Origin of the sequence: Mesorhizobium sp. 113-3-9, from assembly GCF_016756515.1 — a bacterium.
Taxonomy (GTDB): domain Bacteria; phylum Pseudomonadota; class Alphaproteobacteria; order Rhizobiales; family Rhizobiaceae; genus Mesorhizobium.
This window is the reverse complement of the sequence record NZ_AP023246.1, coordinates 3,142,525-3,168,143: the sequence shown is the minus strand read 5'-3', so window position 1 is coordinate 3,168,143 and position 25,619 is coordinate 3,142,525. Positions and strand designations below refer to the sequence as shown.

The window sequence follows — 25,619 nt, the reverse complement described above, 5'->3', positions numbered from 1 at the left end:
CTACCCTCCAAGCTCATGCGCGATCTCGGCGCAGGCGAGCTTCAGCCGCGCCAGCATGGCCTCGAAATTGGGGGCGGCACTGCGCCGGCTGACCGCCGCCACCGTCACGCAGGCCACGGCGCGCCCGTCGCCGGCGATGATCGGACAGACGACGTCGGTCACGCCGATGATGTCGCGGCTCTCATGGATGATGGCGCCGCGCTCGCGCACCGCGTCGAGTTCGGCGGCGAGCGTCGTCGGGTCCGGCGGCTCGCGCATCAGCATCAGGCATTCGGCGATCATCCGGTCACGCACCGGCTTGGGCTGGAACGCCATCAGCACCAGCCCAGAATGGGCATCCGCCAGCGGCCGGCGATAGCCGAGCTTGAGCGAGAAGTTCATGTCCGCGCCGCCCGACGCGGCCGCGATGATGACGGTTTCCCCGCGATGCGCGACAACCAGGTGCGCCGCCTGGTGCACCTCCTCGGCGAAGCGCTCGACGATCGGGGCCGCCGTGCTGACCAGGTCGCGGGCGCGCGCCGTCTGCATGCCGAGCCCGAACAGCTTGTTCGACAGCATCAGCCCCTCGCCGCCCTCGTCGCGCTGGATGTAGCCGCGCGCAAGCAGCACATGGACCATGCGGAAGATCTCGTTCTTCGATCGCCCCAGTTCCTCGGCGATCTGGCGCGTGCCCATGGGCTGGCCGGCATTGGCCAGCAATTCGAGGATATCCAGCCCCTTTTCGAGAGCCGGCGCGCTGTAATTGAGCTTGTCGTCAGTCATTTGCATCCGCTTCATAGATGACGCTTGACGTCACATATGAAGCGACGATAGCGTGGTGTCCAGCAAATCCGAGCGGAAAATAGCGATCTGCCTGGAGTTGCATAGGGGGACGCTCTGCATCCATGAGCTATAATTTCAAATTTGATGTCCTGCTGCGCTATATCCCCGAGATCGTGCAAGGCGTGCTGCTGACCTTGCAGTTCTCGGTCGTCACCATGCTCTGCGGCCTTGCCATCGGCTTGATCGTCGCCATGGCCTCGATCAGCCCGCTGATGCCGCTGCGCGCCTGCGCCCGCGTCTATGTCGAGGCGCTGCGCAACACGCCGCTGCTGGTGCAGCTGTTCATCGTCTTCTTCGGCCTGCCTTCGATCGGCATCAAGCTTGGCGCCAACACCGCCGCGCTGATCGCGTTGTCGATCAACATGGGCGCCTATGGCGCGGAAATCCTGCGCGCCGGCTTCCAGTCGGTGCGCCAGAGCCAGGTCGAGGCCGGCCGCTCGCTCGGCCTCACCGCCGGCCAGACCTTCCGCCATGTCGTGCTGTTCCAGGCGGTCAAGACCATATACCCGGCGCTGGCCAGCCAGTTCGTGCTGATCATGCTGACCACCAGCGTCGTTTCCTCCATCGGCGCCACCGAGCTGTTCCACCAGGCCGCTTTCATCGACTCGCGCACCTACCGCTCCTTCGAGACCTACACGCTGATCACCGTTTCCTATCTCGTGCTGACGCTGGGCTTCCGGGCCTTCTTCGCCGGCATCTACTGGATGGTCTTCGTCAGGAGGCCGCGCCGATGATCCGCGAATTTGGCGGCACCGATATCGTCTACCTGATCGAGGCCGCACGCTGGACGCTGCTGCTGGCGCTCACCGCCACGGTGGGCGGCGGGCTGCTCGGCATCGTCGTCGCCGTCCTGCGGGTCATCCCGTTCAGGCCGCTTAACTGGCTGGCGATCGCCTGGATCAACCTGATCCAGGGCACGCCGCTGCTCGGCCAGCTCTTCGTCTTCTTCTTCGGCCTGCCGCTGATCGGCCTCTCGGTCGACGCCTGGACGGCGGCGGCACTTTCCCTGTCGATCTACGCTTCGGCCTTCTTCGGCGAGATCTGGCGCGGCAGCCTGCAATCGGTGTCGCAGCGGCAATGGGAGGCGGGTGCCGCGCTCGGCCTCACCTACGTGCAGCGCCTCGGCCATGTCGTGCTGCCGCAGGCGATCCGCATCTCCGTCGCGCCGACCGTCGGCTTCCTCGTCCAGCTGGTGAAGAACACCTCGCTCACCGCGCTGATCGGCTTCGTCGAACTGACCCGCGCCAGCCAGATCATCAGCGGCGCGACCTTCGCCCCGCTGCCGGTCTACCTCACCGCCGCCGCCATCTATTTCGTTATCTGCTTTTCCCTCTCCCAGCTCGCCCGCATGCTGGAAAGGAGACTTCATGTCGCTCGTTGAAATCGCCGATATCCGCAAGCGCTTCGGCGCGGTCGAGGTGCTGAAGGGCATCTCGCTCAACGTGGAAAAAGGCGAGATCGTCGCCGTCATCGGCCGCTCGGGCTCGGGCAAGTCGACCATGCTTCGCTGCATCAACGGGCTGGAGAAGGTGCAGGCCGGCCGCATCGTCGTCGACGGCATCGACGTCACCGCGCCCAGGGCCGACCTCAACCTTCTGCGCCAGCGCGCCGGCATGGTGTTCCAGAGCTACAATCTGTTCCCGCATCTCAATGTCGAGGGCAATGTCACGCTGGCGCTGAAGCTGGTGCGCAAGCTCGACACGCCGGCCGCCCGCGAAGTCGCCCGCGCCGTGGTCGCCAAGGTCGGCCTCGCCGACAAGCTGCTTGCCTATCCCGACGAGTTGTCCGGCGGCCAGCAGCAGCGCGTCGCCATCGCGCGCTCGCTGGCCATGCAGCCGACCCTGATGCTGTTCGACGAGATCACCTCCGCGCTCGACCCCGAACTGGTCGGCGAAGTGCTGCGCGTCCTCGAAAGCGTCGCCAGCGAAGGCATGACCATGATGCTCGTCACCCATGAGATGAACTTTGCCAAGAACGTCGCCGACCGCGTGATCTTCATGCACGAGGGCCGCATCCACGAGGATGGGCCAGCGCGTGAGACCTTGCTCGAGCCTCGTACGGCCGAACTCAGGAGCTTCCTGAGCGCCGTCCTTCACTAAGAAAAGAAAGTCCAACCAGAAAAAGGGGAAGTTCCATGTTCAAGCATCTCACCAGGATCGTCACAGCCGTGCTCCTGGCCGGCGCCGTCTCGGCAATGCCGGCGCGAGCGGCCGACCTGCAGAAAATCCTGTCCGCCGGCACGGTGCGCATCGGCGTGCCGATCGACGTGCCGCCCTTCGGTTCGGTCGACGCCAAGAACGAGCCGGTCGGCCTCGATGTCGACATGGCCAAGAAGATCGCCGAGGGGCTGGGCGTTAAGCTCGAACTGCAGCAGATCACCGGCGCCAACCGCGTGCCCTATCTGGTCACCGACCGCCTCGACATCGTCATCGCCGCCATGGGCGCGACGCCGGAACGCGCGCTGCAGATCGCCTTCACCTCGCCCTATGCGGCGCTTTCGATCGGCGTCTTCGGCCCCGACAGCATCACGGTGAAGAGCCCGGCCGAACTCAAGGACGAGACCATCGCCGTGGCGCGCGGCACGACGCAGGACCTCGAACTGACCAAGGCCGCGCCCAACGCCAAGATCGTGCGCTTCGACGACGACGCCACCGCCGCGGCCGCTTTCACCTCCGGCCAGGCGCAACTGCTGGCCACCGCCGATGTCGTGGCCAAGGATTTGATGGACAAGGACGCCAAGGTGCAGCTGAAGCCCAAATTCATCCTGCAATTCTCGCCCTGCTACATCGGCATCCAGCAGGGCAGCCCGGAACTGCTGCGCTGGCTCGACACCTACATCCATCTCGGCATGCTCGACGGCTCGCTTTCGGCGCTGTCGCAGAAGTGGATCGGCACCACGCTGCCGACCCTGCCGCCGATCTGACCTTTTTGGCGGCGGGGGCCTTTCCGCCCTCGCCGCCTCTCCTCGCCACCTCATCTCCACAGAGTTTCAAAGAGAAACATGGCCCGCATGTCCACCGCCCGCACCACCATCGATTTCGACCGTTCCGGCAAGCAGATCGGCTTCGTCGACATCCCGCATTCGCCGCATGACGACGCCTGGGGCGCGACCCGCATTCCGCTCGCGGTGATCCGGAACGGCAACGGGCCGACCGTCATCCTGCAGGCCGGCAACCATGGCGACGAGTATGAGGGGCCGATCACGCTCGGCGAACTCATCCGCGATCTCGACCCGGGCATGGTCAGCGGCCGCATCATCTTCCTGCCGGCGATCAACCTGCCGGCCGTGCTGGCCGGCCGCCGCACCTCGCCTGTCGACGGGCTGAACCTCAACCGCACATTCCCGGGCGACCCGACCGGCACCATCACCCAGCAGATCTCGGCCTATGTCAGCGACGTCGTCATGCCGCTTGGGCATGCCTATGTCGATCTTCACTCCGGCGGCTCCTCGCTCAACATCCTGCCCAGCGCCATCATCGAGCCGGCGCCCGACGCCGCCCACCGCAAACGCAACATGGAGGCGGTGCTCGCCTTCGACGCTCCGCTCACCGTCGTCATCGACAATCTCGGCGAGCCCCGCACCTCCACGGCCACGTCGGTGCGGGCCGGGCTGACCACGGTCGGCACGGAGATGGCCGGCGCCGGCACGGTCTCGCTCGACGCGCTCGGCATCTGCCGCAAGGGCGTGCGCAATGTGCTGAGCCACCTCGGCGTGCTGCCGCCGACAGGCGGGCCGCCTGCCGCGAGGCCAGAAAACATCCTGCGCATTCCCGGCCATGACGGCTATGTGCTGGCCACCACCAATGGCGTGTTCGAACCGTTCCACGCGCTGGGCGCCGAGGTGCATGCCGGCGAGGACGCCGGCCGCATCCACAATCTGGCCGACCCCGGCCGCGCGCCCGAGACCGTGCGCTACCTCTCGGACGGCATCGTCTATGGCCGCCGCCAGCCCGGCCGTGTCGTTGTCGGCAATTGCTGCGTCACCGTCGCCACGCGCTATGAAGGAGAGCTGGCGTGATCGCGCTGGAAGACATCCGCACCGCTGCCGCGCGCATTGAAGGCAATGTCAGGCGCACGCCGATGATCGCCGCCGGCAACCTCAAGACGCCGCTGGCCGGCGGCGTTGACCTGACGCTGAAGCTGGAACTGCTGCAGGTCACCGGATCGTTCAAGGCGCGCGGCGCCACCAACAGGCTGCTCTCGCTCGACCCCGCCGCGCTGGAGCACGGCATCGTCACCGCGTCGGGTGGCAACCATGGCATAGCCACCGCCCGCGCGGGCTTCATGGCCGGCGTGCCGACAACAATCTTCCTGCCGACCAACGCCTCGCCGGCCAAGATCGAGAAGCTGCGCGCCTGGGGCGCGGCCACCCACATCGTCGGCTCGGCCTGGCACGAATCCAACGAGGCCGCGCAAGCCTTCGTCCGCGAAACCGGCGCTGTCTATTTCCACCCCTTCGCCGACCCGGCCGTGGTCGCCGGGCAAGGCACGGTCGGCCTCGAAATCCTCGACCAGATGCCGGATGTGACGACAGTGTTGGTCGCCATGGGCGGCGGTGGGCTGGTCAGCGGCGTCGCGACCGCGATCAAGGCGCTGGCGCCGCATGTGCGCGTCGTCGGCATCGAGGCGACGGGCTCGCCGGTGCTGCTGCGCGCGCTCGAAGCCGGAAGCAACGTGGCGCTGGACAAGGTGACGACCTCGGTGGCGACCATGGCCTGCGCCAAGACCGACGACCGCATCTTCGACATTGTCCGCGACAAGGTCGACGAGATCGTGCTGGTCGACGACGAAGAGATGCTGCGCGCCGCCAGAAGCCTGTGGTTCGAGATGGGCCTCGCCGCAGACCTCAGCGGCGCCGCCGCCATCGCGGCACTGGCCGAGAGCCGGGTGCGGCTCAAGCAGGGCGAGCGCGTTTGCGCCATCGTCTGCGGCGCCGGCCCGGATGCCATTCTGGGATGATGGCGGCGGAGTTGCGCTTGAATCATGGTCTCAACGATAGCGGCCAACCGATTGATTGGATTCGGATCCTGCCTTCGAAAGACCTCTTGCTACCGCGGCAGCCCATCCGAACTGATCGATGAAGTGAAGGAGCCTCGGTGCAATGGCATCGGGTAGCGACTCATTGCCTGCGGTGAAAGACATCTCCTGAGATCGAGAAGGCCGACTCGTCGATCCACACGATGCTGAAATAGACCGGCGCCGGCTGGTAGGCGTTGACGTTCATTATGGTCAGGATGCCGCCATCCGACGATGGGTTCCAACTGCATGATCCGATCGCGCCAACCATGCCATTGGCCTCTATCTTGCACGTTTGCCCGACAACCATCGTCTCGCCTGCATCGCTGTCCCATATGCCGACCGGTGCCGGCGCGGATTGGGCAAGGGCGCAAGGGACGGACATCGCGATCGCGGCCATGCCGGCAAGAGCGGCGACGGAACTGCACGACCTTGTCAAAAGCGAAGTCAAGGTAACCTCCGGCTCACAATAGCGTTGCATCTGTCAAGGCGCTGCGCCGGCAAGAGAGCACCGACCCCCGCCCGGGGTCGGTGCCATATGCGCCTATCGGTGGTATCGAGGCCAAGCGAACCGTCCATGAAGCAGTCGCCCGGCCCTCACCTGAGGCGCACATTCCGCTACCCGCCGTCAGCCTCGCCTGTTACTTTTTCTTGTGCTTGAACAGGCGCGCCTTGCAGGACGCCGACAGCGCGTCCTTGTGGTCGGTCAGGCACTTGGGCGCGGCGCCCGTCGTGATCACGCCGCCACCGCAGAAGCGATTGGCATCCGCCGCGCAAGGGCCCTGCGTGGTGGTGTAGCGGGCGAACGCTTCGTTTGAACTCACAAGAGCGACCGCGGCTATCATCACGGCATAGAAGATTTTCATTACAAGGCTCCCGACAAGAACACTGGATCCCCCAGTGCAGGGTTGGTTATGGATGGTTCCTGGAGCGGCGCGCTTTCATGGCCCGCATGCCGGCATCGTTACGGATGGTCATGCTGGCGGTTTGCGATACTGGCGTGCTCGCTGCTGCCGCGGCGATGGGGATTGGCGCCCATGCTCCAGCCGCCCGCCGCCGCGGTGCGACAGACAAAAACAGTCCTGCTTCCGTCCATCGACGACCGCCCCACTTCCCGCCAACGCAGGGATCCCTGCGGTTAATGTCCTGATGCGGGAATGACTAAGGCAGTTCGGACGCGGGCGCATCCTAGCTGAAAAGCGGAGGTGGAAAGCATGGCACGCGCAAACGCAGCCACCGCCACCCACGGCAGGTCGCGCACTGGGATAGAAATGAACTAAACCAACGGCTTGAATCGCATCGTTAAACGGATCCGGCCAACACCAGCAGCGCCACGGCTTCGCTGCGGCTGCGCGTGCCGGCCTTCTTCTTCACGTTCTCGATATGGTAGTGAACCGTGGCGGGCGCGATGCCCAGGATGATGGCGATTTCCGCGTCCGTCTTGCCCGCCGCGACCCAGCGCATGCAATCCGCCTCCCTGGGCGTCAGCAGGATCGGTGAGCGATTGGTGAGACCAAACCCCACGGCTTCATAGGCCTTGTCATGCACCGCGAGCGCCATTGAGCGTATGATGGCTCTCTCCGCCGCATTCATCGTCACCGGCTTCAGGGAGGCGACCGAGACCAGTCCCTGGTAGCTGGAAGGCCCGTGGATCGGTATGCCCATGACCTCGGCCCAACCATAGGCTTTCGCCCCGGCGGTGACCGCGGCACCCTCGACGGTAAAACTTCGTGCATCCACCATTTCGGTCCACAGGAATGGTGTCATGCGGCGGCGCGCCTCGAGGATCATGGGGTCGACCTCCATGAACCGGTTCGCCATGTAGGAATCGAACCAGTCCTTTGGCCAATTGTTGAAATAGAAGCGATAGGATCGCGAACCTCCGGCACCCGCCCAGGCGCCTCCCGCCGAGGCGGTGAAGCCGAAAACGCCGATCGCCTCGATGAAGCGCTCGATGACTTTGCCGACGTCGCCTTCCACTGCGCAAAATTCGAGAAAGTCCTGCCCTGCCGCCGTCCGCATATGCTGCCCCCAAGCCACGCGGCAAATCTCCGCGATCCCATGCGAGCGCACAAGGCGTTTTCATCGAATTGAGCCCTCGCCGCCGAGCCTCGAGCGACCTTAGCGCCGCCGCCGCCGTAGCAGCACTGGCCGAGGGCCAGGCGCTGCTGAAGCAGGGCGAACGCGTCTGCGCCATCGTCTGCGGCGCCGGCCCGGATGCCGTTGTAGCGGCGGATCTGCACGCTTGAATCAAGGCGTGAACGACACTGAGCAACCGACTGACTGGATTCGGGAAGATTTTCCGTGAAATCCAAGAGGACCTTTGCTACCGCCGCACCGGCTCCGTACCCCATCGGAGCTGATCCATAAAGTGAATGAGCCTCGGCACGACGGCATCGGGCGTCGTCTCTCTGTGCCATTGTCTTTGCGCGATTGCCGTGTCGACATACCGAAATTCGATCCGCCCGGAATGCAGCGGGCTCACCCTCAAATATGGTCCGGAGTATGGCTCGACATCGACCTGCTGGATGCAGAGGTCAAACATCGAGGTCCATCCGAACAAGACGGAATTTAGAGGCCCCGCTGCGATGAATGATGCGAGTTCCTCAACGCCGCCGAACGCGGAAGCAAAAAGGGTCTTTGCATCGGTCGAACGCCTGCCGCGAAGGGATTCGACAATTTCTGGCCAAGTCAATTGCATCCGCTGATGGTGTCGGGACCGCGAACCGCTTGTCAACGTAATGAGCAGGAAGAAGAGGCGCCTCATCCTTCGCGCCCCCTCTGTCCCGCTAACGTCTCGGTTGATCGGCCAACACTACGACAGCAACTTCACCGGCGCCTCCAACCCCTCCAGCAATGCGTCGCGGAACAGCGCGATCGGGCGGCCGAGCCGGCCGGCCGGCGGGCGATGCAGCATCCACGCCCGCACCCGCGGTTTGAAATCGTTGCAGTCGATGATCTCGACCTTGTCGCGCCACGGGCTGTCGGCGAAGGCCGCCGGGGTGACGAGGCCGATGCCATGGCCGCGCGCGACCAGCGACATGCGCAAATCCGCGCTCATCGCCTCGACCCCGACCTGGAAAGGCAGCCGTGCCGCCTCCAGCGTGTGGCGGATGAAGGCGCGGAAGCCGCAGCCATTCTCGTTCATCACCCAGGGAAAGCGCGAGAGCGTGGCGAGATCGACGGGCTTCGGCACGCCGAGACCAGGTGCGGCGACCAGCAGCACCGACTGCAGGCCGAGATCGTCACAGACCAGCTCGTCCGGCGGCTTGACGCCGTCGGGAAGACAGACCGCGACCGCGTCGAGTTCGCTGCGCACCGCCTGCTCCACCAGCCGTGGCGACCAGCCGGACGTGATGCGCAAGGTGAGGTCCGGAAACGCCGCGCGCAGCCGGTCGAGCGGCAGCGCAAGCGCCGCATCCGACAGGTAGGGCATGATCCCCAGCCGGAACTCGCCGTTCAATTCGCCCTGCGGTGACACGCCGGCCTTGAGATCTTCAAGCGAACGCAGCACGCGCCTTCCATGCTCATAGGCCTGGCGCCCCGAGGCGGTCGGCTTCAGCGGCTTCGACTGGCGGTCGAGCAGCGCCGTCGCCAGCCCGTCCTCGAGGTTCTGGATGCGGCGCGTGACGCCCGGCTGGGTGAGGTTGAGCCTGGCCGAGGCGCCGACGATCGAGCCGGTTTCCACGACGGCGATGAAGGCTTCGAGATCATGGATATTCATGCGTATCTCGCATAATCATTATCGAATTGATTGAATTGTAGCATGATAATCCTTCGGCATAAAGTCCCTGCACAATATGCAACCTTATTGAGGGCCTTATGCTCGACACCAATGACGGCCAATTGTGCGAGCGGCTGCCCGCCAGCACCATCACCGGTCCGCAGACGCTGCTTTTTGCCGCCTCTACCGGCATCATCGTCACCAATCTGTTCGCGCCGCAGACGCTGGTCGGGCTGATCGGCCCGTCGCTCGGCGCCAGTGCCGCGAGCGTCGGTCTCGTCGCCATGGCCACCTTGCTCGGCTATGCCGCCGGCCTGTTCTTCCTGGTGCCGCTGGCCGATCTCGCCGAGAACCGCGCCCTGATCCTGCGCATGCTCGTGGCGGCCGCCCTTGCGGCTGGCGTCGCAGCCTTCGCGCCCACCATCGCCTCGCTGCTGATCGTCCTGTTCGTCCTCGGCGCCGCCTGCTCGGCGATCCAGATCCTGGTGCCGATCGCCGCCTCGATGGCGCCGCCCGGCGCTGCCGGCCGGGTCATCGGCGATGTGATGAGCGGGTTGATGATCGGCATCCTCTTGGCGCGGCCGCTGGCCAGTCTCGTCGCCGGCGCCTGGGGCTGGCGAGCCTTCTACGGCCTCAGCGCCGCCGCGCTGGTCCTGCTCGCCTGCGTGCTCGCCTTCACCTTGCCGCGCCGGCGCCCGGAGGCGAAGTCCTCCTACGGCGCGCTGATCGCCTCACTGTTCGACCTGCTGCGCGACGAACCGATGCTGCGGCGCCGCGCGTTGACGGCGGCGCTGGTGATGGCGGCGTTCAGCCTGTTCTGGACGGCGGTTGCCTTGCGCCTGGCAGAGCCGCCCTTCGGCCTTGGCCAGCGCGGCATCGCGCTCTTCGCATTGGTCGGCGCCGGCGGTGCCGTTGTCACGCCGCTGTTCGGCCGCGCCGGCGACCATGGCTGGACCCGATCCGCCACCATCGTCTGCCATCTCGTGCTGATCGGCGCGATGGCGCTCGCCGCCTGGGCCGGCTCCTCCCAGTCCGGAGCTTCATGGCAAGCCTTGGCGTTGCTGGGCGCCAGCGCCGTGCTGCTCGATATCGGCGTCACCGGCGACCAGACGCTCGGCCGCCGCGCCATCAACCTCTTGCAGCCCAAGGCACGCGGCCGCCTGAACGGCCTGTTCGTCGGCATCTTCTTCCTTGGCGGCGCCGTCGGCTCCTTGCTGGCCGGCATGGCATGGAGCTGGGGCGGATGGCCCTGTGTCTGTGCCATCGGCGCGATGTTCGGCCTTGCCGCCCTGCTGGTCGACTGGATCGGCGGGCCGGAATGACGGCCAGCCGGCTCAGGGAAACACGTTCACCTTGCGGACCTTCACCTCGGCCGATCCGTGGTTGTGACGGTAGAAGAAGTCGGAGACCCAAGGCAGGCCGAACACGGCATCGTTGACATAGACATAGAGCTCACCCGATGCCTTGGGCTTGATCTCGGCGGTCAGCTTCATGTTCGCGCATTGGCCCGGGATCACCGGCTCGACGGCATTGAGGACATATTCGTCATTGCCGAAGCGGCTGACGCGGGCGATGGGCTTGAAATAGGGCTCCGCCCACCAGCGTTTCATCAGCGTTCCCAGGTAATGCGCGACGCTGCCGCTGGCGACGCCACGTGTATCGGCACAGGCTTTGTCCTTGTTCCCGTCTCCGTCGATCCATGGGTCCCCGGCAATGATGGAAATCTCCACCTCGTAGCGAACCCCTTCCTGTAGCCAGTTGCCGGTGTCGCCGCACATGTCGGCGGTGTGGAGGAGATAGGGTGTCCCCGTCAGCCTTTCGCCTTCCGGCGGGTCGCCAAGCGCGGGTTTGGCGCAGAAGGCGCCCATCGAATCGGCGACCTCGAATGTGGCCTTGTTAACGGCAAACAGGATGAGACCGATCGACAGGATAAGAAATACCGCCGGCAGCACAAGTTCCCTCAGCTTGTCGTAGACCCATTGGGCGAGCGGGTTCGTCCGCACGGCGCGGGCGAAGCGGAGCGAGACAGGGGTCGGCGCGACCCCGCGGCGTGGCCCCCTGCGGGTCAGCAGGAGATAGGCTGCGAACGAGCCGAGCGCCCCTGCGGCGAAGACCCAGCCGGTGTAGTAATTTCCGCCAAGCCACACGGCCAAGGCACCGATGCCGAAGCTGACCGCTCCCAACAGCGACGTGCGGCGATGCGCGTCATTCCTGCTTGATTGCAACATTGTCGCGCTGCGCCCGGCGTTGACATTCCAGGCGGCCCGCGCACGGTCGTTGATACGCGTGCGCAACACGCCGTTGACCCACAGGAGAATGCCAAGCAGCGCGGCCAGGATCGCGGCCGCCGGCGGATGATTGACCACCGCATCGATCCATGGCGCGGCAAAGCCAGGCAGCAAGCCGCTGACCAGGCCAAAGATCGGCCCGATGAGGCCGGAGGCGGACTTCCCGAGCTCACCGCCGACATCGAGCGTGACGTAGCCGGCAAACAGCGGAAACGCCAGGAACAGGACCCCGATCGACAACAGCGCATAGTACAGCCCACGGCGCCACCACACGGTGTCGCGCATCAGCTGCGCGCGTTCCAGGCGGCCCTGCGAATGACCGCGGCCGCCGGCGGTCTTTTCGCCAGACGCCGATGCCTCGCCGATGTCGTTCTCCTGAAGCTTGCCCAGCGCTTCGCGGAAGTTGTTTTCCATGTCGGCCAGATCGCGCTTGCGTCCGGCCGGGAGCGGCAATTTGTCGATCGGGGCGGCCTCGCTCATCGGCGCCAGGCGATTGTCCGGCAGGCCGGTAAAAGGTATCCGTGCGCCGAGCGGCGACAGAACGTCGATATGTTCGGGCAGCGCGATCGGCGCGTAGTCGTCGCATCCCTTGGCCATCCGGATTATGACGCTCGCATCGACCAGCGGCTTTACGCCATGATTGATGCGCCGGCCGTCGCGCTCCATCAGATCCTGGGCGTCGCGGGGGTGGTAGCGGTAAAAGACGCTGATGCCGGATCGCGAATCGTAGATGCGCCCCGCCTCGGACGCGTAGTCCCAATAGTCGGCGACCAGATCCTTCTTGAATTGCAGGCCCTGCTCCGCGGCTTCGCCGATCATCCAGCACAGGGGTATGTGGGCAAGCCTGTCGTCCGGGTAGCCGCCGCCGACATTGGCATGGCAGCCGGCGAACCAGACCTGCAGCAGGCGTGGATCGGCCATTGCGGCGGCGCGTTCATTCCAGGGAATCGGAAAGAATGTGCGCCGTTCGTCGTCGATGCTGAAGGCCTGCCGGGCACAATCGACGGCACCGAGAAGGTCCCTGTTGGCGAATGTCATTGGCCAGACCCATTTGTCCACCGCCTTGGTCAACTCGTCGACCGGCAGGCCATAGGCGGAGACAGTGTCCCATACACCAATGAAGGCGACGCGGATCCTGGCGGCGGACCGGTCATCGTCATCCCCGGGTTTGACCTCACTGTAGGGGCGGCTCCCCGTGATCTCATTCCAAAGGTCGACCGCCCTGTCGCGCATGTAGCGGGCGAACACGACCCAGGGCAGCGAAGAACCGAAGGCCTGGGGGCGGTATGCCCGATAGGTGGCGAGCGCGTTGCGGTCGAGTTCCTCTTCCGACTTGAAGTTGACCAGCCCTTCGCGGGCAATCATCCCGACCAGCACGCGAATGGTGAAGGCGCCGCGGCTGAAGCCGAAGGCGAAGATCCTGTCGCCCGGCTCATAGTTGAGACAGAGGAACTTGTAGAGCGCCAGCACGCGGCGCTTGACGCCGAAGCCAAGCGCCAGGCCGATGATCTCGAACGGCTTGAACTGCGAGGTGCCGACGCCGTCGCTGAACACGGCGATCTGGTCGCCCCCGGTGAGGTCCAGCGCCTGGTAGAGGCGCCAGACATTGGTCTTGAACGCCTTGGCGGCGCTGTTGCCGGTGCCGTCGGCGAAGACGACGATGTTCCTGCCCATCTCCTGCCCCTCCAAGACCCTACACTGCTTTGCCACTCCTGTTCGATCGCCGGCTTTGCCGGCTTCAGGCTGTCAATCGGCCGCGCCGCTGATACCCAGCCGGCGCAATACGGATGCGCAAAGCTCGCCCCTTATCCTGTCCTGCGAAGGGCAATGGACATGCAGCGCCTGCGCGCCGGATCTGGGAATGAGGCAGCCAGGGCCAGAAGCCTCCTGGCGATCCGCCTGGTTTTCACTCGAACCCCCAGTTCGTTGGCGTCACTATCCAACAACCACGGGCGGCGTGCAAGTTGAGGCAGTAAAATCGCCGCTTTGACTTCGTTGAGCGGGAAATCGACTGGAATAGAACCTGACAGGATCTTTCTGGACGGCCTCTAGGCACGAATTTCCGGGTTTCCCCAAGCAAACGGCGCCCCTTGCCATAACAGGGCAATATCTTTCTTCAGAACCGCGTCGAGAAGCTTGCCTTGAAGGCATTCTCCATGGCCCCGGAGGCGAACTGGCCGTCATAGGTGAAGCCGAGCCGGCTCGCCTGGCCGATGGCGACGTCGATGCCGGCCTGCAGCGCCAGCGCGTCCCTCGCGATCGGCACGCCGGTCACCGTGAAGGCGTCCCCGCCGGCGAAGGACAACCGCGCCGCCGGCAGGTCGGCGAAGGCATGCCGCCAGCCGAGCGAGGCACGCGCTTCGAGCGCCGAGCCGCCGACCGTGAACGTCCGCGACAGCCGCGCGCCGAGCGTGGTGAAGGTGGCGTCGTTATCTATGCCCTCGGAAGCAAGGGCCGCCGCGCCGCCCTCTTCGCCAAAGCCGTTGGTCGAGAGGTGGACATAGGCGAGCCCCGCGAAAGGCTCGACCTTCATCGCGCCGACATCGAAGGCGTGCGATGCCTCGCCGAACACCTGCACGGTGCTGGCGCCGTAGCTGGCCTTCAGCTGGTCGCTGAAGCCGGAGAAGGCCGGGTCGCGCGTGGTGTCGATGTCGTGATGGCTGTAGCCGGCGCCGAACTTCAACTGCACGCTGTCGACCATGCCGCCGCCATAGGCGGCCAGATGCACGCTGGTGATTTCAGCCGAGGAGGCGCGATCGTCGACGTCGAGCGAGGTGACGCTGATGCCGCCGAGGAAACCGAGCGTCCAGCCGTCGGCCACCGTCGCATCGACACCGGCAAAGAAGGCACCGGTGCTGGCGTCGACATCGGCGGCATTGCCGTCGCTGTCGAGCGTGCGCGCAAGGCCGGCGCCCTGCATCCAGAAGCCCCGCGCCCCGGGATTGGCGATTGCGGCCCCCGTCCGCGCAAGTGCGGCGTCGCGCAGCAGCCGGCTTTCGTCGAGCAGCAGGCCGGACACGGCCGCATGCACCTCGCCCGACAGCTGGTCGAAGGCAAAGCGTGCGCCGTCGGCCGAAAGCGGGGCGACGGCATTGTAGACCGGATTGCCGGCGCCGAGCGCCTCGATGCCGCCGGCCGCCGCGCTCTGGTTAGGCGTTTCGGCCACGGACGAGAAGTCGACCGCGTTGCGGGTCAGCGTCAGCACGACGTTGTTGCCGTCGCCGCCGGTGTAGATCACGTCGGGCGTCAGGAAGGCGTAGACATGGCTGATCGCGGCGAACTGTCCGGTCACCGCGCCGGCGCCCTGGTTGTCGATGATCGTGTAGGACTGGCTCGGCTGCCAGCCGGTGCCGGTCAGCTCATGCAGCGCAAGCGTGCCGCCGGTCAGGTCGACAGTGCCCGTCACCACGACCTTGTCGGCACTGGCCGTGTCGACCTCGATGTCGAGCGTGCCGGCCAGCTTGTAATTCCCGTTGATGGTCTGCGTGCCGATCGAGGCGCCGGGCGCATGATGGCCGCCGGCCTGGATGGTCACCGTGCCGCCGGCCACGCCTCCGATCAAGCCGTTGCCGCCAAGCGTGGCTCCGCTCGCCACCACAAGATCGGCCGAGCCCAGCGAGCCGTCGACCTGCAGGATACCGGCATTGACCGTCGTCGTGCCGAGATAGGTATTGGCGCCGGACAGGATGAGCTTGCCGGTGCCGTCCTTGGTGAAGCTGCCCTTGGCCAGCGCGCCGCCATCGGAAATCACGCCCGAAATCGTTTCGTCGAGATTGAGCGCGCCAACTTTGAGCGTATGCGCACCGAGAAGGATGTCGCCGCCACCGGACACCGAGCCCAGCGAAACGCAGTTGCACAGGCCCGCCGCGTCGAAGGTCGAGAGATCGACCTTGCCGCCGGCCTGGTTGACGATCCTGGCCGCATTGGACGCATTGTCGCCACGGAACGCCGTGCTGCCGCCGCCCTGGTTGGTGATGACGGCCGAACCGGCGCTGCTGCCGGCCAGGAACACCGTCTTGCCGTCACCCTGGTTGGTGATCGTGGACGTGCCGGCGCTCGACTGGTTGTCGAACACGACCGAACCGTTCTGCGTCGAGATCGACAGGCTGCCGGCGCTGACCGGGCCGGCGAAGCGCAGAACAGGCTTCAGCGTTGCCGCCGGCGCGCCGGCCACCGAAACCCCGCCGGTGCCGAGCGCGCCATTGGCCGCCGCAACGAGTTCGCCCTCCTTGATGGTCGAGCCACCCTGGTAGGCGTTGGCCACGCCCAGCGTAAGTGAGCCGTCGCCGAGCTTGACTATACTGCCCGTGCCGGAGATGCCGACATTGACGATGGCGTTGTTGACGCTGGCCCCCGGATCGGCGGCGACGATGATTTCGGTGGCCGCCGAATTGGTGACCAGCGCGCCGCCCGCACCGGCTGCGAGCGTGTAGGTCCAGTCTGTCGGATGCGAGACGAACCGCAGGCCGGTGAAGGTCTGCGCACCGACCACCGTAACCGTGCCCGGCGTGCCGGCGAACACCGCTTTCTGGCTTGCCCAGGCGGCGTTGATGTCGCCGGCGGCATTCGTCCAGTTGGTGCTGGAGGAATCCCAGGTGCCGCTGCCGCCACGCCCGTTGGCGACAACGCCGGGCGTCATGTTGGCGCCGTCCCAGTATTGTTCGCCGGCGCCGGTCGCCACCAGAAGGTTGACCGCGCCGCCGCCGCTCTGGATCGACCAGTCGCCGGGGTTGAAGCCCGGCGGCACGTTGCCGATCACCAGGCCGTTGTTGGTGAAGGCGCCGCCATAATTGGCGATGCGGTAGGTGCCGTTGCCGAAGCCGCCGGCATCGCTCACCGACAGCTTGCCGTCCAGCGTCAGCGCGCCGGTGACATTGAACAGCGGCGTGGTACTGGCAGCGCCCAGCGAAACGTTGAGGTTGGAAGTGTCGTTGAGGCTGAGCGAGGCCATGGTCAGCGTCTGCCCGGCGACACCGAGAAGCGTGCCGCCATTGGCGATCGTGGTGGCGCCGACCGTGCCGGTGCCGCCCAGGGCTGCGCCGGATTTCACCTGAAAGTTGCTCGACACCATCGAGCCGTTGACGAGCATCGTCCCGGCATTGACGTTGGTTGTTCCCGAAAAGCCGCTGGTGCCGCTGGTAACCGTCAGGGTGCCCGAACCTTGCTTGGTGAAGGTGCCGGTGCCCTCTATCCGACCCTGATAGGTCGTATTGGCCGTAGCGCCCGCGGTCAGGGTGCCCGCGCGGATCTCGAGCCGGCCGAAGCCGGAGAGATCGCCGACCGTCTGGTTGAACCCGTTGAGGTCGAGGATGCCGCCATTGCCGAGGATCGCGCCTGACGTCGCCAGCCGGTCGTTGCCGCCCAGGATCAGGCTGCCGAAAGTCAGCTTGGTACCGCCGGTGTAGGTCTGCACACTGTTCAGCGTCAGCGTGCCGTTGCCGCTCTTCTCGAAGCTGCCCTCGCCCGAAATGACACCGGAATAGGATGGCGTGCCGTTGAAGAACACCGACAGCTGGGCATGGTTGACATAGTCGCCGGTCAGCGCGCCATCGGCCAGGAAATTGCCGATGCGCAGATTGCCCGAATTGATCGTGGTGCCGCCGCTGTAGGTGTTGACGCCGGTCAACGTCATTGTGCCGGCGCCGTTCATGATCAGCTTGCCGTTGCCGGAGATGATTCCGGCATAGCCGAGGCCAAAATCGTTCGAGCGGTTGAGGATCAGCGTGCCATCGTCGGTGACATTGCCGCTGATGCTGCCCGTCGTGCCGCCATTGCCGAATTGCAGCGTGGCACCGGCGCTGATCGTGGTCGGCGCGGTGTAGGTGTTGTCATTGGTGAAGATGGTGGTGCCGGCGATGATGTTGACCGCGCCCGGCCCGTTGCCGGTGATCTGCGGCGCGAATTCGTAATTGCCGGACGTGTGGTTGAAGTTGATCGCCTGTGGCGCTGACGCGCTGCTGGAGAAGATGACCCTTGCCGCTTCCAGCGTGCCCGGCGCCACGGCCGCGCTGGCGGCAGCCGCGCCAATGTTGAGCGTGCCCGAGGACCCGGCCAGCGCGCCGATGCCGACCGTGGCGTCCGTGGTGTTGACCTTGACGATGCCGCCATCGGCGATGGTCAGCACGCCCTTGCCGGCGCCACCAATGGTCAGGCCTTGCAGTTCATTCGATGCGGCCCCGAGCGTGTTGGTGATGGTCCAGACCGAACCGGCGCCCGTCACCGTGACGGTGTCGGCGGTGGCCGTCGTGGCGTCGGCGGCGCTGGCCAGATTGGTATAGCCGGTGTTCAGCTTGCCACCGCCCGACACCGTCACCGCAACGGTCGAGTTGTTGCCGTTGCCGATATAGAGCCGGTAGGGCGTGGTGAAGCTGGAACCGGCGCCATCTATGGTCAGTGCGGCCTTGCTGTTGGCCGTATAGCCAAGCCTGGTGTCGCCGCTGATGGAGTTGGACGCGGTGGAATCGATCAGCACCGCGCCGCCGGCAAGCACATTGAGTTCCGCCGTCTGGCTGGTGGAGCCGATCGCCAGCGGCACATTGTTGTAGACGCCGGTGATGGTCCATTGCGAACCGGCGCCGGTGACTGTCGCCTTGCCGTTGGTGATGGCGACGGTGTTGGTGGCCAGGCTGTGCGTGGTTGTCAGCTTGCCGCCACCCGAGACTGTCAGCGTACCGGTGCCGACCGAACCGACAAACAGATTGCCCGTGGCCCATGTCGCGCCGCCGGAAACGGTGGCGGTGCCGACCGAGCCCGCATTGCCGCCGACATAGCTAAGCTTGGTGGTGGCGGTGGCGTTGTCCAGCAGCTGGAAATCGCCCTTGCCGGTGACATCGACGATGAACTGGGCGACGCCGGCATTGTTCATGGTGAAATCGGAACCGCTGCCGGTGACGATCAGCTGGCCGTCGGCGAGCGCGGAACTTTCGCCGATCATGACATTGCCGGTGGACAAAAGCTTGCCGCCGGCCTCGACCCGGACGCGGCCAATAGCGCCGGCATCGGCCGAGATCGACAGGAAAGTGTTCGTCCATTGCGAACCGGCGCCGGTGATGGTGACCGTGCCGGAGGAGGACGGATTGTTGGCAACGACACCGCCGGCGCTGGTGATCTTGCCGCCGCCCGACACGGTCAGCGCGCCGGTGCCGAAGTCACCGACGATGAGGTAGTTGCCGCCCACCGATAATGCGCCGGCACCGGTGACGACGAGCGCGCCATTCGAGCCGGCCGAGCTGCCGATAGTGACGGTCTGGGCGGCCGCTCCGGCGGAGCTGATGGTCGCCGTGTTGACGCCGGCGCTGTTGATGGTGAGCTGGTCGCTGGCGGTCGGCAGCGAGGATGGCGTCCAGTTGCCTGATATGAACCAGTTGCCCGAGCTTGATCCGTTCCAGGTCAGCGACGCGCCCAGCGCCAGGGACGAACTGGACAACAGGAGCGCCGCCAGCCCCAGCGCAAGCGAGGCACGCCGGCCTGCCATCGGTCGACGGCCTGCCATCGGTTGATTGTCCATTCCGCCCCTGCCCCATCGCCTGCGGACCGGCCTTCGGCCCGCGCACATCCCCTCGGGCACACCGGCCGGTGGCCCTCCGAAACGCTAGAGGCGTGCGCCGATCGTCGATACCGGCAGTTAGGGACAGATGCGGGCAATTCAGGACATCGGGGCGTCCGCCGGCTCGCGATTGCCGTCACGGCGCTGTCGCCGGGACAGAATCGCTCCCTTGTCGCGCCGATCGGGAATCGGCGATCGGCGCGCCGCCCGCGGAAACCGGGAACGATATTGCCGGCAAACTGTTTTAGTCCTTGCCGGAGGATGCCATGAACGACGCGTCGGCAAAGCCTGCTGGCCCCGCCCTTTCATCGACGGAGCGCGTGAACACGCTGTCGCATTTCCACCGTGCCGAGATCGCGCGCATGGCCGGGTGGCGCGATCGTCTGGACAGGACGACGAACTGGGCGATCACCGTCGTGGCGGCCATGCTGTCGGTGTCGCTGTCGACGGCGAGCGCCCATCATGGCGTGCTGCTGTTTGCCATGCTGCTGATCCTGCTGCTGTTGTGGATCGAGGCGCGCCGTTACCGGTTCTTCGACTTCTACCGGGCACGCGTGCGCCAGTTCGAACGCCACTATTTCGCGCAGATATTCTCTCCGCAGCCCGACTTCGCCTCGGATTGGCTGCTCATTGTCGGGGAGGGTCTGCGTGCGCCGAAGTTCCTGCTGTCGCAGCGTGCCGCCCTGGCGCGCCGCTTGCGCCGCAATTACATCTACCTGTTCCTCATCCTGCTGCTGGCCTGGGTGCTGAAAATATCGACACCCAGCCTTCAAACCGTCGGCGTCAGGACCGGCTTTGTCGGCTCGCTGCGCGAGGCGGTCGACAGCGCCGCCCTCGGTCCCATTCCAGGCGTCGCCATCGTCGCGATCGTGGCCGCGTTCTATGTGGGACTGCTCGCCATCGTCCTTTTCGCGGCGGGCGACGACGGCGAACTCTCCTTCGGCGATGTCCATGTCTGAGTTCGATGGCTGAGGCCACGCGGCTGCAACGCAAACACCGGTCGCGCGTTGTGAGGGTCAGCCCGCCGCAGCGCATCTTGAGGGATCCATGAACCGTCAACCGGCTACAAGGTCACACGGCATCGTGGCCGCCCTTCTGCCGGCCCTTGTCGTCCTGGCGCCCGCAAGCCAGGCGTTGGCCGCGCAACCTGCCGGACATGCCTCGGGCATGGGCGGCTCGGCCGAAGGCGTGTTCGTCGCCGAGATCGTTCTTCTCCTGCTGGTCGGCCGGGGGCTGGGCGAAATCTTCCAGCGCTATGGCCAGCCGGCGATCATGGGGCAGTTGATCGGCGGCATCCTGCTCGGGCCATCGCTGTTCGGCTGGATATGGCCCGACGCCCAGCACCTGATCTTCTCCAACGACCCGGCGCAAAAGAGCATGATCGATGCCGTCTCCCAGCTCGGCATCCTTCTCCTTCTGCTGCTGACCGGCATGGAGACGGACCTGCGCCTGGTGCGCCGGGTGGGCGCCGCCTGCTTCTCGATCTCGATCACGGGCGTCGTCGTACCCTTCGCCTTCGGCTTCACGCTGGCGCAGTTCCTGCCGGAATCGCTCTTGCCGGACCCGACGCAGCGCGTCGTCGCCGGGCTGTTCATCGGCACGGCGCTGTCGATCTCCTCGGTCAAGATCGTCGCCATGGTGGTGCGCGAGATGAACTTCATGCGCCGCAATCTCGGCCAGGTCATCATCTCCTCGGCCATTATCGAGGACACGATCGGCTGGCTGATCGTCGCCGTCACCTTCGGCATCGCCACCAACGGCAGCCTGCAGCTACTGCCGCTCGCCACCACGGTGGCCGAGGTGGCGCTGTTCATGGTGTTTTCCTTCACCATCGGCCGCCGCCTGGTGTTCACGCTGATCCGCTGGAGCAATGATTATTTCCGCAGCGAATACGCCGTCATCACGGTCATCCTGATCATCATGGGCGTGATGGCGCTGATCACCAATCTGATCGGCGTCCATACCGTGCTCGGCGCCTTCGTCGCCGGCATATTGGTCGGGGAATCGCCGATCCTGTCCGATCACATCGAGAGCCAGCTGCGCGGCGTCATCACGGCTCTGTTCATGCCCGTGTTCTTCGGCATGGCCGGCCTCTCAGCCGACCTCACCGTGCTTACCGACCCGACGCTGGCGTTGCTGACGCTTGCGCTCGTGGCGATCGCCAGCGTCGGCAAGTTCGGCGGCGCCTTCCTCGGCGGCCGGCTGGCCCGCATGTCTATGAAGGAAGCCACCGCCGTCGGCAGCGCCATGAACGCGCGCGGCTCGACCGAGGTGATCGTCGCAAGCATCGGCCTGTCGATGAATATCCTGTCCCACAATCTGTTCACAATGATCGTCACCATGGCCGTCATCACCACGCTCGCCATGCCGCCCATGCTGCGCTGGGCGCTCGGCCGCCTGCCCGTCAACGATGCCGAGAAGCAGCGCGTCGAGCGCGAACTGCTCGACGAGCGCGGCTTCGTCTCCAGGCTGGAGCGCCTGCTGCTGCTGGTCGACGACAGCCCGGCCGGCAAGTTCACGGCTTACCTCGCAGGCCTGGTCGGCGGCGGCAGCGGCATGCCGACCACGCTGCTTCATCTCCAGGATGGCAAGCTCGCCCGGCAGGTCAACGACAAAGGTCCGGAGCGCGCGTCCAGGGAAGTCAAGAAGGGTGCCGCCAGGAGTGCGAAGGCCGTCAGCAAGGCCGAGGACACGCCTGTCGACAAGGTCCATCTCACAGCCCGCACCGAGCTTGAAGCCAGCGCCGAGACAATCGCGGCGGAAGCTCGCAAGGGCTATGGGCTTCTGCTGGTGGGGCTGGAGAACACTCTGAGCGACAAGGGTACCTTCAGCGGCGCGCTGAAGGACATCAGCAGTGGCTTCGACGGCCCGCTCTGCCTCGTGCTGAACGGCGCCAAAGCCAATGGAAAGATGCCCGTACTGCGCGCCGGAACGACGATACTGGTCCCCGTCAACGGCACCGAGGTCGCGCGCCGCGCCGCCGATTTCGCGCTGGCGCTGGCGCGGCCGCACCGGGCCCGCGTCAAGGTGCTCTATGTCTCGCAAGCCAGGCAGGGCAACCGGCCCGGCTCGGTTTCGCACCGCCGGGAGGAAGCCGTACTCAAGGACGTCGCCGATCTCGCGGACCGCTACGGCGTCGCCGTCGACACCGCGATCCGCACCCGGGCCACGGCGGACAGATCGATCGCCAGGGAAGTGGCCAAAGGGGCCGCCATGGTGGTGATGGGTGTCACCCAACGGCCGGGCGAGGAGCTGTTCTTCGGCGACACAGCGACAGCTGTACTGGCCGCGGTCGCCTGCCCGGTCGTGCTTCTGGCCAGCGAACGCGTCAAGCGGGCTGACGCCAACGCCGAGGAGACGGCAGCCGAAATCAGCGCCTGATACACCTCGGCCGAGGAGCCGGAACCTATATGCCGAAGAACTGCCGCCCGATCATGTAGCCTAGCGCCGCCACGACGAGCGGGAACAACGCCGGCGCGGCCTTGCTGAAGAAGGACGCTTTTGTGTCCTTGGGCGGCACATAGCGTGCATTGCCGAGATTCTTGGTCATTGCGTACCCCGCGCTAAACCAATCAGTTTCGCGCATGTCGTTATCCCGAAACCGCCACGCGGTTTCGGTGGACATGCATTAGAATGCACTTATTAACAGCATGGCCGAATTAACGGCCTGCAAAGAAATTAGATCAAATAGCCGGCTTTCCCTCCTCGATCCGACAACCCTATCGAAGGAAAATCGACAGGCACCGGGAACCGAATGGCTTGTTCCGGGGTTGTGGCGATCGGGGAGGAAATGCCTGTTCACGTCTCGCCAGATGCTATCTGTCATGGCCACGGTCGCGCCCGCGCCGCGATGTCGTGCGGGCCGACACGAAGCGAACGATCCACGGAATCTGACACGTTAGCCAGCACCAATCGACCCTCGAGCAACGCCGACCGATCCAGGACTCCATGCCGCAAACCAGCACAGCGACCGTAGGCAATCCCCACCTCGCTTTCCTGTCGGGCGGCGGAGAGCTTGGCCGCCTGATCGCCGCCTTCGACTGGGCCTCGACGTCGATCGGACCGATCGGGGGCTGGCCGCAGAGCCTGAAGACAGCGATCTCGCTGATCCTGCGCTCAAGGGTGCCGATCGTCATGCTGTGGGGCGAGGACGGCGTCATGATCTACAATGACGGCTACTCGGAATTCGCCGGCGGCCGCCATCCGCAATTGCTCGGCTCGAAAGTGCGGGAAGGCTGGCCCGAGGTGGCCGACTTCAACGACAACATCATGAAGGTGTGCCTGGGCAAAGGCGGCACGCTTGCCTATCGCGAACAGGTGCTGACGCTGAACCGCACCGGCAAGCCCGAGCAGGTCTGGCTCGATCTCGACTATTCGCCGGTGCTCGACGAAAGCGGCGAACCGGCCGGCGTCATCGCCATCGTCATCGAGACGACCGCCAAGGTCGCCGCCGAGCGCTGGCGCGCGGGCGAGCGCGACCGCCAGCGCCAGATGTTCGAACAGGCGCCGGGCTTCATGGCCATGCTGTCCGGTCCGCAGCATGTCGTCGAACTGACCAACGCCGCCTATATGCAGCTTGTCGGCCACCGCGACATTATCGGCCTGCCGATCCGCCAGGCCTTGCCGGAGATAGAGGGCCAGGGCTTCTTCGAACTGCTCGACCAGGTTTTCACCAGCGGTGAGGCATTCATCGGCTACGCCTTGAAGGCGGAGTTGCAGCGCACGCCGGGCGCGGCGATCGAAGACCGCTTCATCGACCTTGTCTACCAGCCGGTGCGCAACCCCGCGGGCGAGGTGTTCGGTATCTTCGTGCAAGGTGTCGACGTCACCGAACGGCTGATTGCCGAACAGGCGTTGCGCCAGAGCGAAACGCAGTTCCGCACCTTCGCCGAGGCAATGCCCAACCACGTCTGGACGGCCACGCCGGAGGGACTGCTCGACTGGTTCAACCCGCGTGTCTACGATTATTCCGGCGCCAAACCGGGCGAGCTTGACGGTAATGGCTGGGCCGATATCGTGCACCCCGACGACATCGTCGCGGCCTCGGAAAAGTGGCAACAGACGGCGGCCGCCGGCACATTCTACGAGACCGAGTTCCGGCTGCGTCGCCATGACGGCATCTATCGCTGGTTCATCGCGCGCGCAGTTCCGATACGTGATACCGACGGCGCCATCCTGCGCTGGATCGGCACCAACACCGATATCGACGACCAGAAGCAGGCGGCCCAGGCCCTGCTGCAGAGCGAGCGTCGCTTGCAGTTGTCGCAGAACGCAGCCGGCATCGCGGCACTCGAACTCGACATCCCCACCGGAACCGTGGTCGGCTCCGAGGGCTTCTGGGGTCTCTGGGGGCTTTCGCCGCGCGACAGCGTGCACATCTCCGTGCTGGAAAACATCGTCATTCCCGCCGACAAGGACGTCCGCTCCAACCCGGAAACGCGTGAGAAGGGCACCGCCGTGCCGGCGGTGGAGTACCGCATCAGGCGGCCCGACACCGGCGAGTTGCGCTGGCTGTCGCGCCACATCGATTTCGTCCACGACGAGACCGGCAAGCCGGTCAAGATGTTCGGCGTCATGCAGGACGTCACCGACCGGCGCGAGGCGCAGGCGCGGCAGGAGCTGCTGACGCATGAGCTCGAACATCGCATCAAGAACATCCTGGCGATGGTCGCGGCCATCGCCTCGCAGACGCTGCGCAACACCGACATCGCCACGGCAAGCGCCACCTTCAACGAGCGTCTGCGCGCGCTGGCCAACGCCCATGACATCCTGAACAAGACCCGCTGGACCAGCGCCTCGATCCGCGAGGTGGTCGACAACACCGTCGCCACCTTCCCGCTCGAACAGATGTCGATTTCCGGCCCGGCGTTGCCGATCAATCCCAAGATGGCGCTGACGCTGGCGCTCGCCGTCAACGAACTCGCCACCAACGCGCTGAAATATGGCGCGCTGTCGACACCGGAAGGCAAGGTGGCGATCGAATGGTCGCTGCAGCCATCGCAGGACAAGCCCAACGACATCAGGCTGATCTGGCGCTGGCGCGAGAGCGGCGGTCCGCCAGTGACGCCGCCCAGCCGGCGCGGCTTCGGCCGCTTCCTGATCGAGCGGGTCTTCGGTACCGACTTCGGCGGAACCGTGCGGATCGACTACCACCCCGACGGCGTTGAATGCGTGTTGAACGCACCGGCACCCCAGTTGCCGACAGCACCGTACTGACTACATA

The 25,619-nt window shown here is 65.6% G+C and carries 19 protein-coding genes; 11 read left to right on the top strand and 8 right to left on the bottom strand.

Annotated features, from left to right (window positions below):
• Entirely contained in the window at window positions 1–762 is a 762-nt protein-coding gene (locus MesoLj_RS15280; protein ID WP_172349324.1) for an IclR family transcriptional regulator, read from the bottom strand.
• Between the two features lie 122 nt (window positions 763–884).
• Between MesoLj_RS15280 and MesoLj_RS15275 the strand changes: the two genes are divergently transcribed.
• From MesoLj_RS15275 to MesoLj_RS15250, 6 genes are all read left to right on the top strand, one after another.
• Window positions 885–1,556, top strand: a complete 672-nt coding sequence (locus MesoLj_RS15275) for an amino acid ABC transporter permease (protein WP_202326547.1) — start codon at window positions 885–887, stop codon at window positions 1,554–1,556.
• Window positions 1,553–2,203, top strand: coding sequence for an amino acid ABC transporter permease (locus MesoLj_RS15270; RefSeq protein ID WP_140774190.1), 651 nt, complete (start codon window positions 1,553–1,555; stop codon window positions 2,201–2,203). Before MesoLj_RS15275 ends, MesoLj_RS15270 begins: the two co-directional genes overlap by 4 nt.
• Window positions 2,190–2,921, top strand: a complete 732-nt coding sequence (locus tag MesoLj_RS15265; protein WP_202326546.1) for an amino acid ABC transporter ATP-binding protein — start codon at window positions 2,190–2,192, stop codon at window positions 2,919–2,921. Before MesoLj_RS15270 ends, MesoLj_RS15265 begins: the two co-directional genes overlap by 14 nt.
• A gap of 35 nt (window positions 2,922–2,956) precedes the next feature.
• On the top strand, window positions 2,957–3,745 hold the full coding sequence (locus MesoLj_RS15260; protein WP_202326545.1) for a transporter substrate-binding domain-containing protein: 789 nt from the start codon (window positions 2,957–2,959) through the stop codon (window positions 3,743–3,745).
• Between the two features lie 78 nt (window positions 3,746–3,823).
• Complete coding sequence (locus tag MesoLj_RS15255; protein ID WP_065005258.1) at window positions 3,824–4,840, top strand: succinylglutamate desuccinylase/aspartoacylase family protein; 1,017 nt, start codon at window positions 3,824–3,826, stop codon at window positions 4,838–4,840.
• Window positions 4,837–5,781, top strand: a complete 945-nt coding sequence (locus tag MesoLj_RS15250; protein ID WP_202326544.1) for a threonine ammonia-lyase — start codon at window positions 4,837–4,839, stop codon at window positions 5,779–5,781. Before MesoLj_RS15255 ends, MesoLj_RS15250 begins: the two co-directional genes overlap by 4 nt.
• A 160-nt stretch (window positions 5,782–5,941) precedes the next feature.
• Here the strand turns inward: MesoLj_RS15250 and MesoLj_RS15245 are convergent, their stop codons facing one another.
• The 3 genes from MesoLj_RS15245 to MesoLj_RS15235 all read right to left on the bottom strand — a co-directional run bounded on the left by MesoLj_RS15245 (window position 5,942) and on the right by MesoLj_RS15235 (window position 7,860).
• Window positions 5,942–6,289: a hypothetical protein gene (locus MesoLj_RS15245; RefSeq protein WP_202326543.1), complete on the bottom strand. Its 348-nt coding sequence runs from the start codon at window positions 6,287–6,289 to the stop codon at window positions 5,942–5,944.
• Between the two features lie 190 nt (window positions 6,290–6,479).
• Window positions 6,480–6,704, bottom strand: a complete 225-nt coding sequence (locus tag MesoLj_RS15240) for a hypothetical protein (RefSeq protein ID WP_140774195.1) — start codon at window positions 6,702–6,704, stop codon at window positions 6,480–6,482.
• Window positions 6,705–7,140: 436 nt separating this feature from the next.
• Window positions 7,141–7,860: a helix-turn-helix transcriptional regulator gene (locus MesoLj_RS15235; RefSeq protein ID WP_202326542.1), complete on the bottom strand. Its 720-nt coding sequence runs from the start codon at window positions 7,858–7,860 to the stop codon at window positions 7,141–7,143.
• A 68-nt stretch (window positions 7,861–7,928) separates the two neighbouring features.
• On the opposite strand from MesoLj_RS15235, the gene MesoLj_RS15230 reads away from it, so the two are divergent.
• Complete coding sequence (locus MesoLj_RS15230; protein ID WP_202326541.1) at window positions 7,929–8,087, top strand: hypothetical protein; 159 nt, start codon at window positions 7,929–7,931, stop codon at window positions 8,085–8,087.
• Window positions 8,088–8,653: 566 nt separating this feature from the next.
• Here MesoLj_RS15230 and MesoLj_RS15225 read toward each other — a convergent pair.
• On the bottom strand, window positions 8,654–9,562 hold the full coding sequence (locus MesoLj_RS15225) for a LysR family transcriptional regulator (RefSeq protein ID WP_202326540.1): 909 nt from the start codon (window positions 9,560–9,562) through the stop codon (window positions 8,654–8,656).
• Window positions 9,563–9,660: 98 nt separating this feature from the next.
• On the opposite strand from MesoLj_RS15225, the gene MesoLj_RS15220 reads away from it, so the two are divergent.
• Entirely contained in the window at window positions 9,661–10,884 is a 1,224-nt protein-coding gene (locus tag MesoLj_RS15220) for an MFS transporter (RefSeq protein WP_202326539.1), read from the top strand.
• A 12-nt stretch (window positions 10,885–10,896) separates the two neighbouring features.
• On the opposite strand, the gene MesoLj_RS15215 is transcribed toward MesoLj_RS15220, so the two are convergent.
• Both MesoLj_RS15215 and MesoLj_RS15210 read right to left on the bottom strand, forming a co-directional pair.
• The gene (locus MesoLj_RS15215; RefSeq protein WP_202326538.1) at window positions 10,897–13,524 is read right to left on the bottom strand and encodes a DUF2235 domain-containing protein; all 2,628 of its coding nucleotides are present in this window, start codon (window positions 13,522–13,524) and stop codon (window positions 10,897–10,899) included.
• 442 nt (window positions 13,525–13,966) lie between these two features.
• Entirely contained in the window at window positions 13,967–19,342 is a 5,376-nt protein-coding gene (locus tag MesoLj_RS15210; RefSeq protein WP_202326537.1) for an autotransporter domain-containing protein, read from the bottom strand.
• Between the two features lie 320 nt (window positions 19,343–19,662).
• Between MesoLj_RS15210 and MesoLj_RS15205 the strand changes: the two genes are divergently transcribed.
• The gene (locus MesoLj_RS15205; RefSeq protein WP_140774201.1) at window positions 19,663–20,355 is read left to right on the top strand and encodes a DUF2270 domain-containing protein; all 693 of its coding nucleotides are present in this window, start codon (window positions 19,663–19,665) and stop codon (window positions 20,353–20,355) included.
• A gap of 88 nt (window positions 20,356–20,443) precedes the next feature.
• Window positions 20,444–22,777, top strand: coding sequence for a cation:proton antiporter domain-containing protein (locus MesoLj_RS15200; protein ID WP_446720311.1), 2,334 nt, complete (start codon window positions 20,444–20,446; stop codon window positions 22,775–22,777).
• A gap of 25 nt (window positions 22,778–22,802) precedes the next feature.
• Here the strand turns inward: MesoLj_RS15200 and MesoLj_RS15195 are convergent, their stop codons facing one another.
• Window positions 22,803–22,946, bottom strand: coding sequence for a hypothetical protein (locus tag MesoLj_RS15195; protein ID WP_140774202.1), 144 nt, complete (start codon window positions 22,944–22,946; stop codon window positions 22,803–22,805).
• Between the two features lie 398 nt (window positions 22,947–23,344).
• Here MesoLj_RS15195 and MesoLj_RS15190 point away from each other — a divergent pair, with 398 nt between their 5' ends.
• Window positions 23,345–25,612, top strand: coding sequence for a PAS domain S-box protein (locus MesoLj_RS15190; protein ID WP_202326536.1), 2,268 nt, complete (start codon window positions 23,345–23,347; stop codon window positions 25,610–25,612).
• Window positions 25,613–25,619 lie beyond the last annotated feature (7 nt).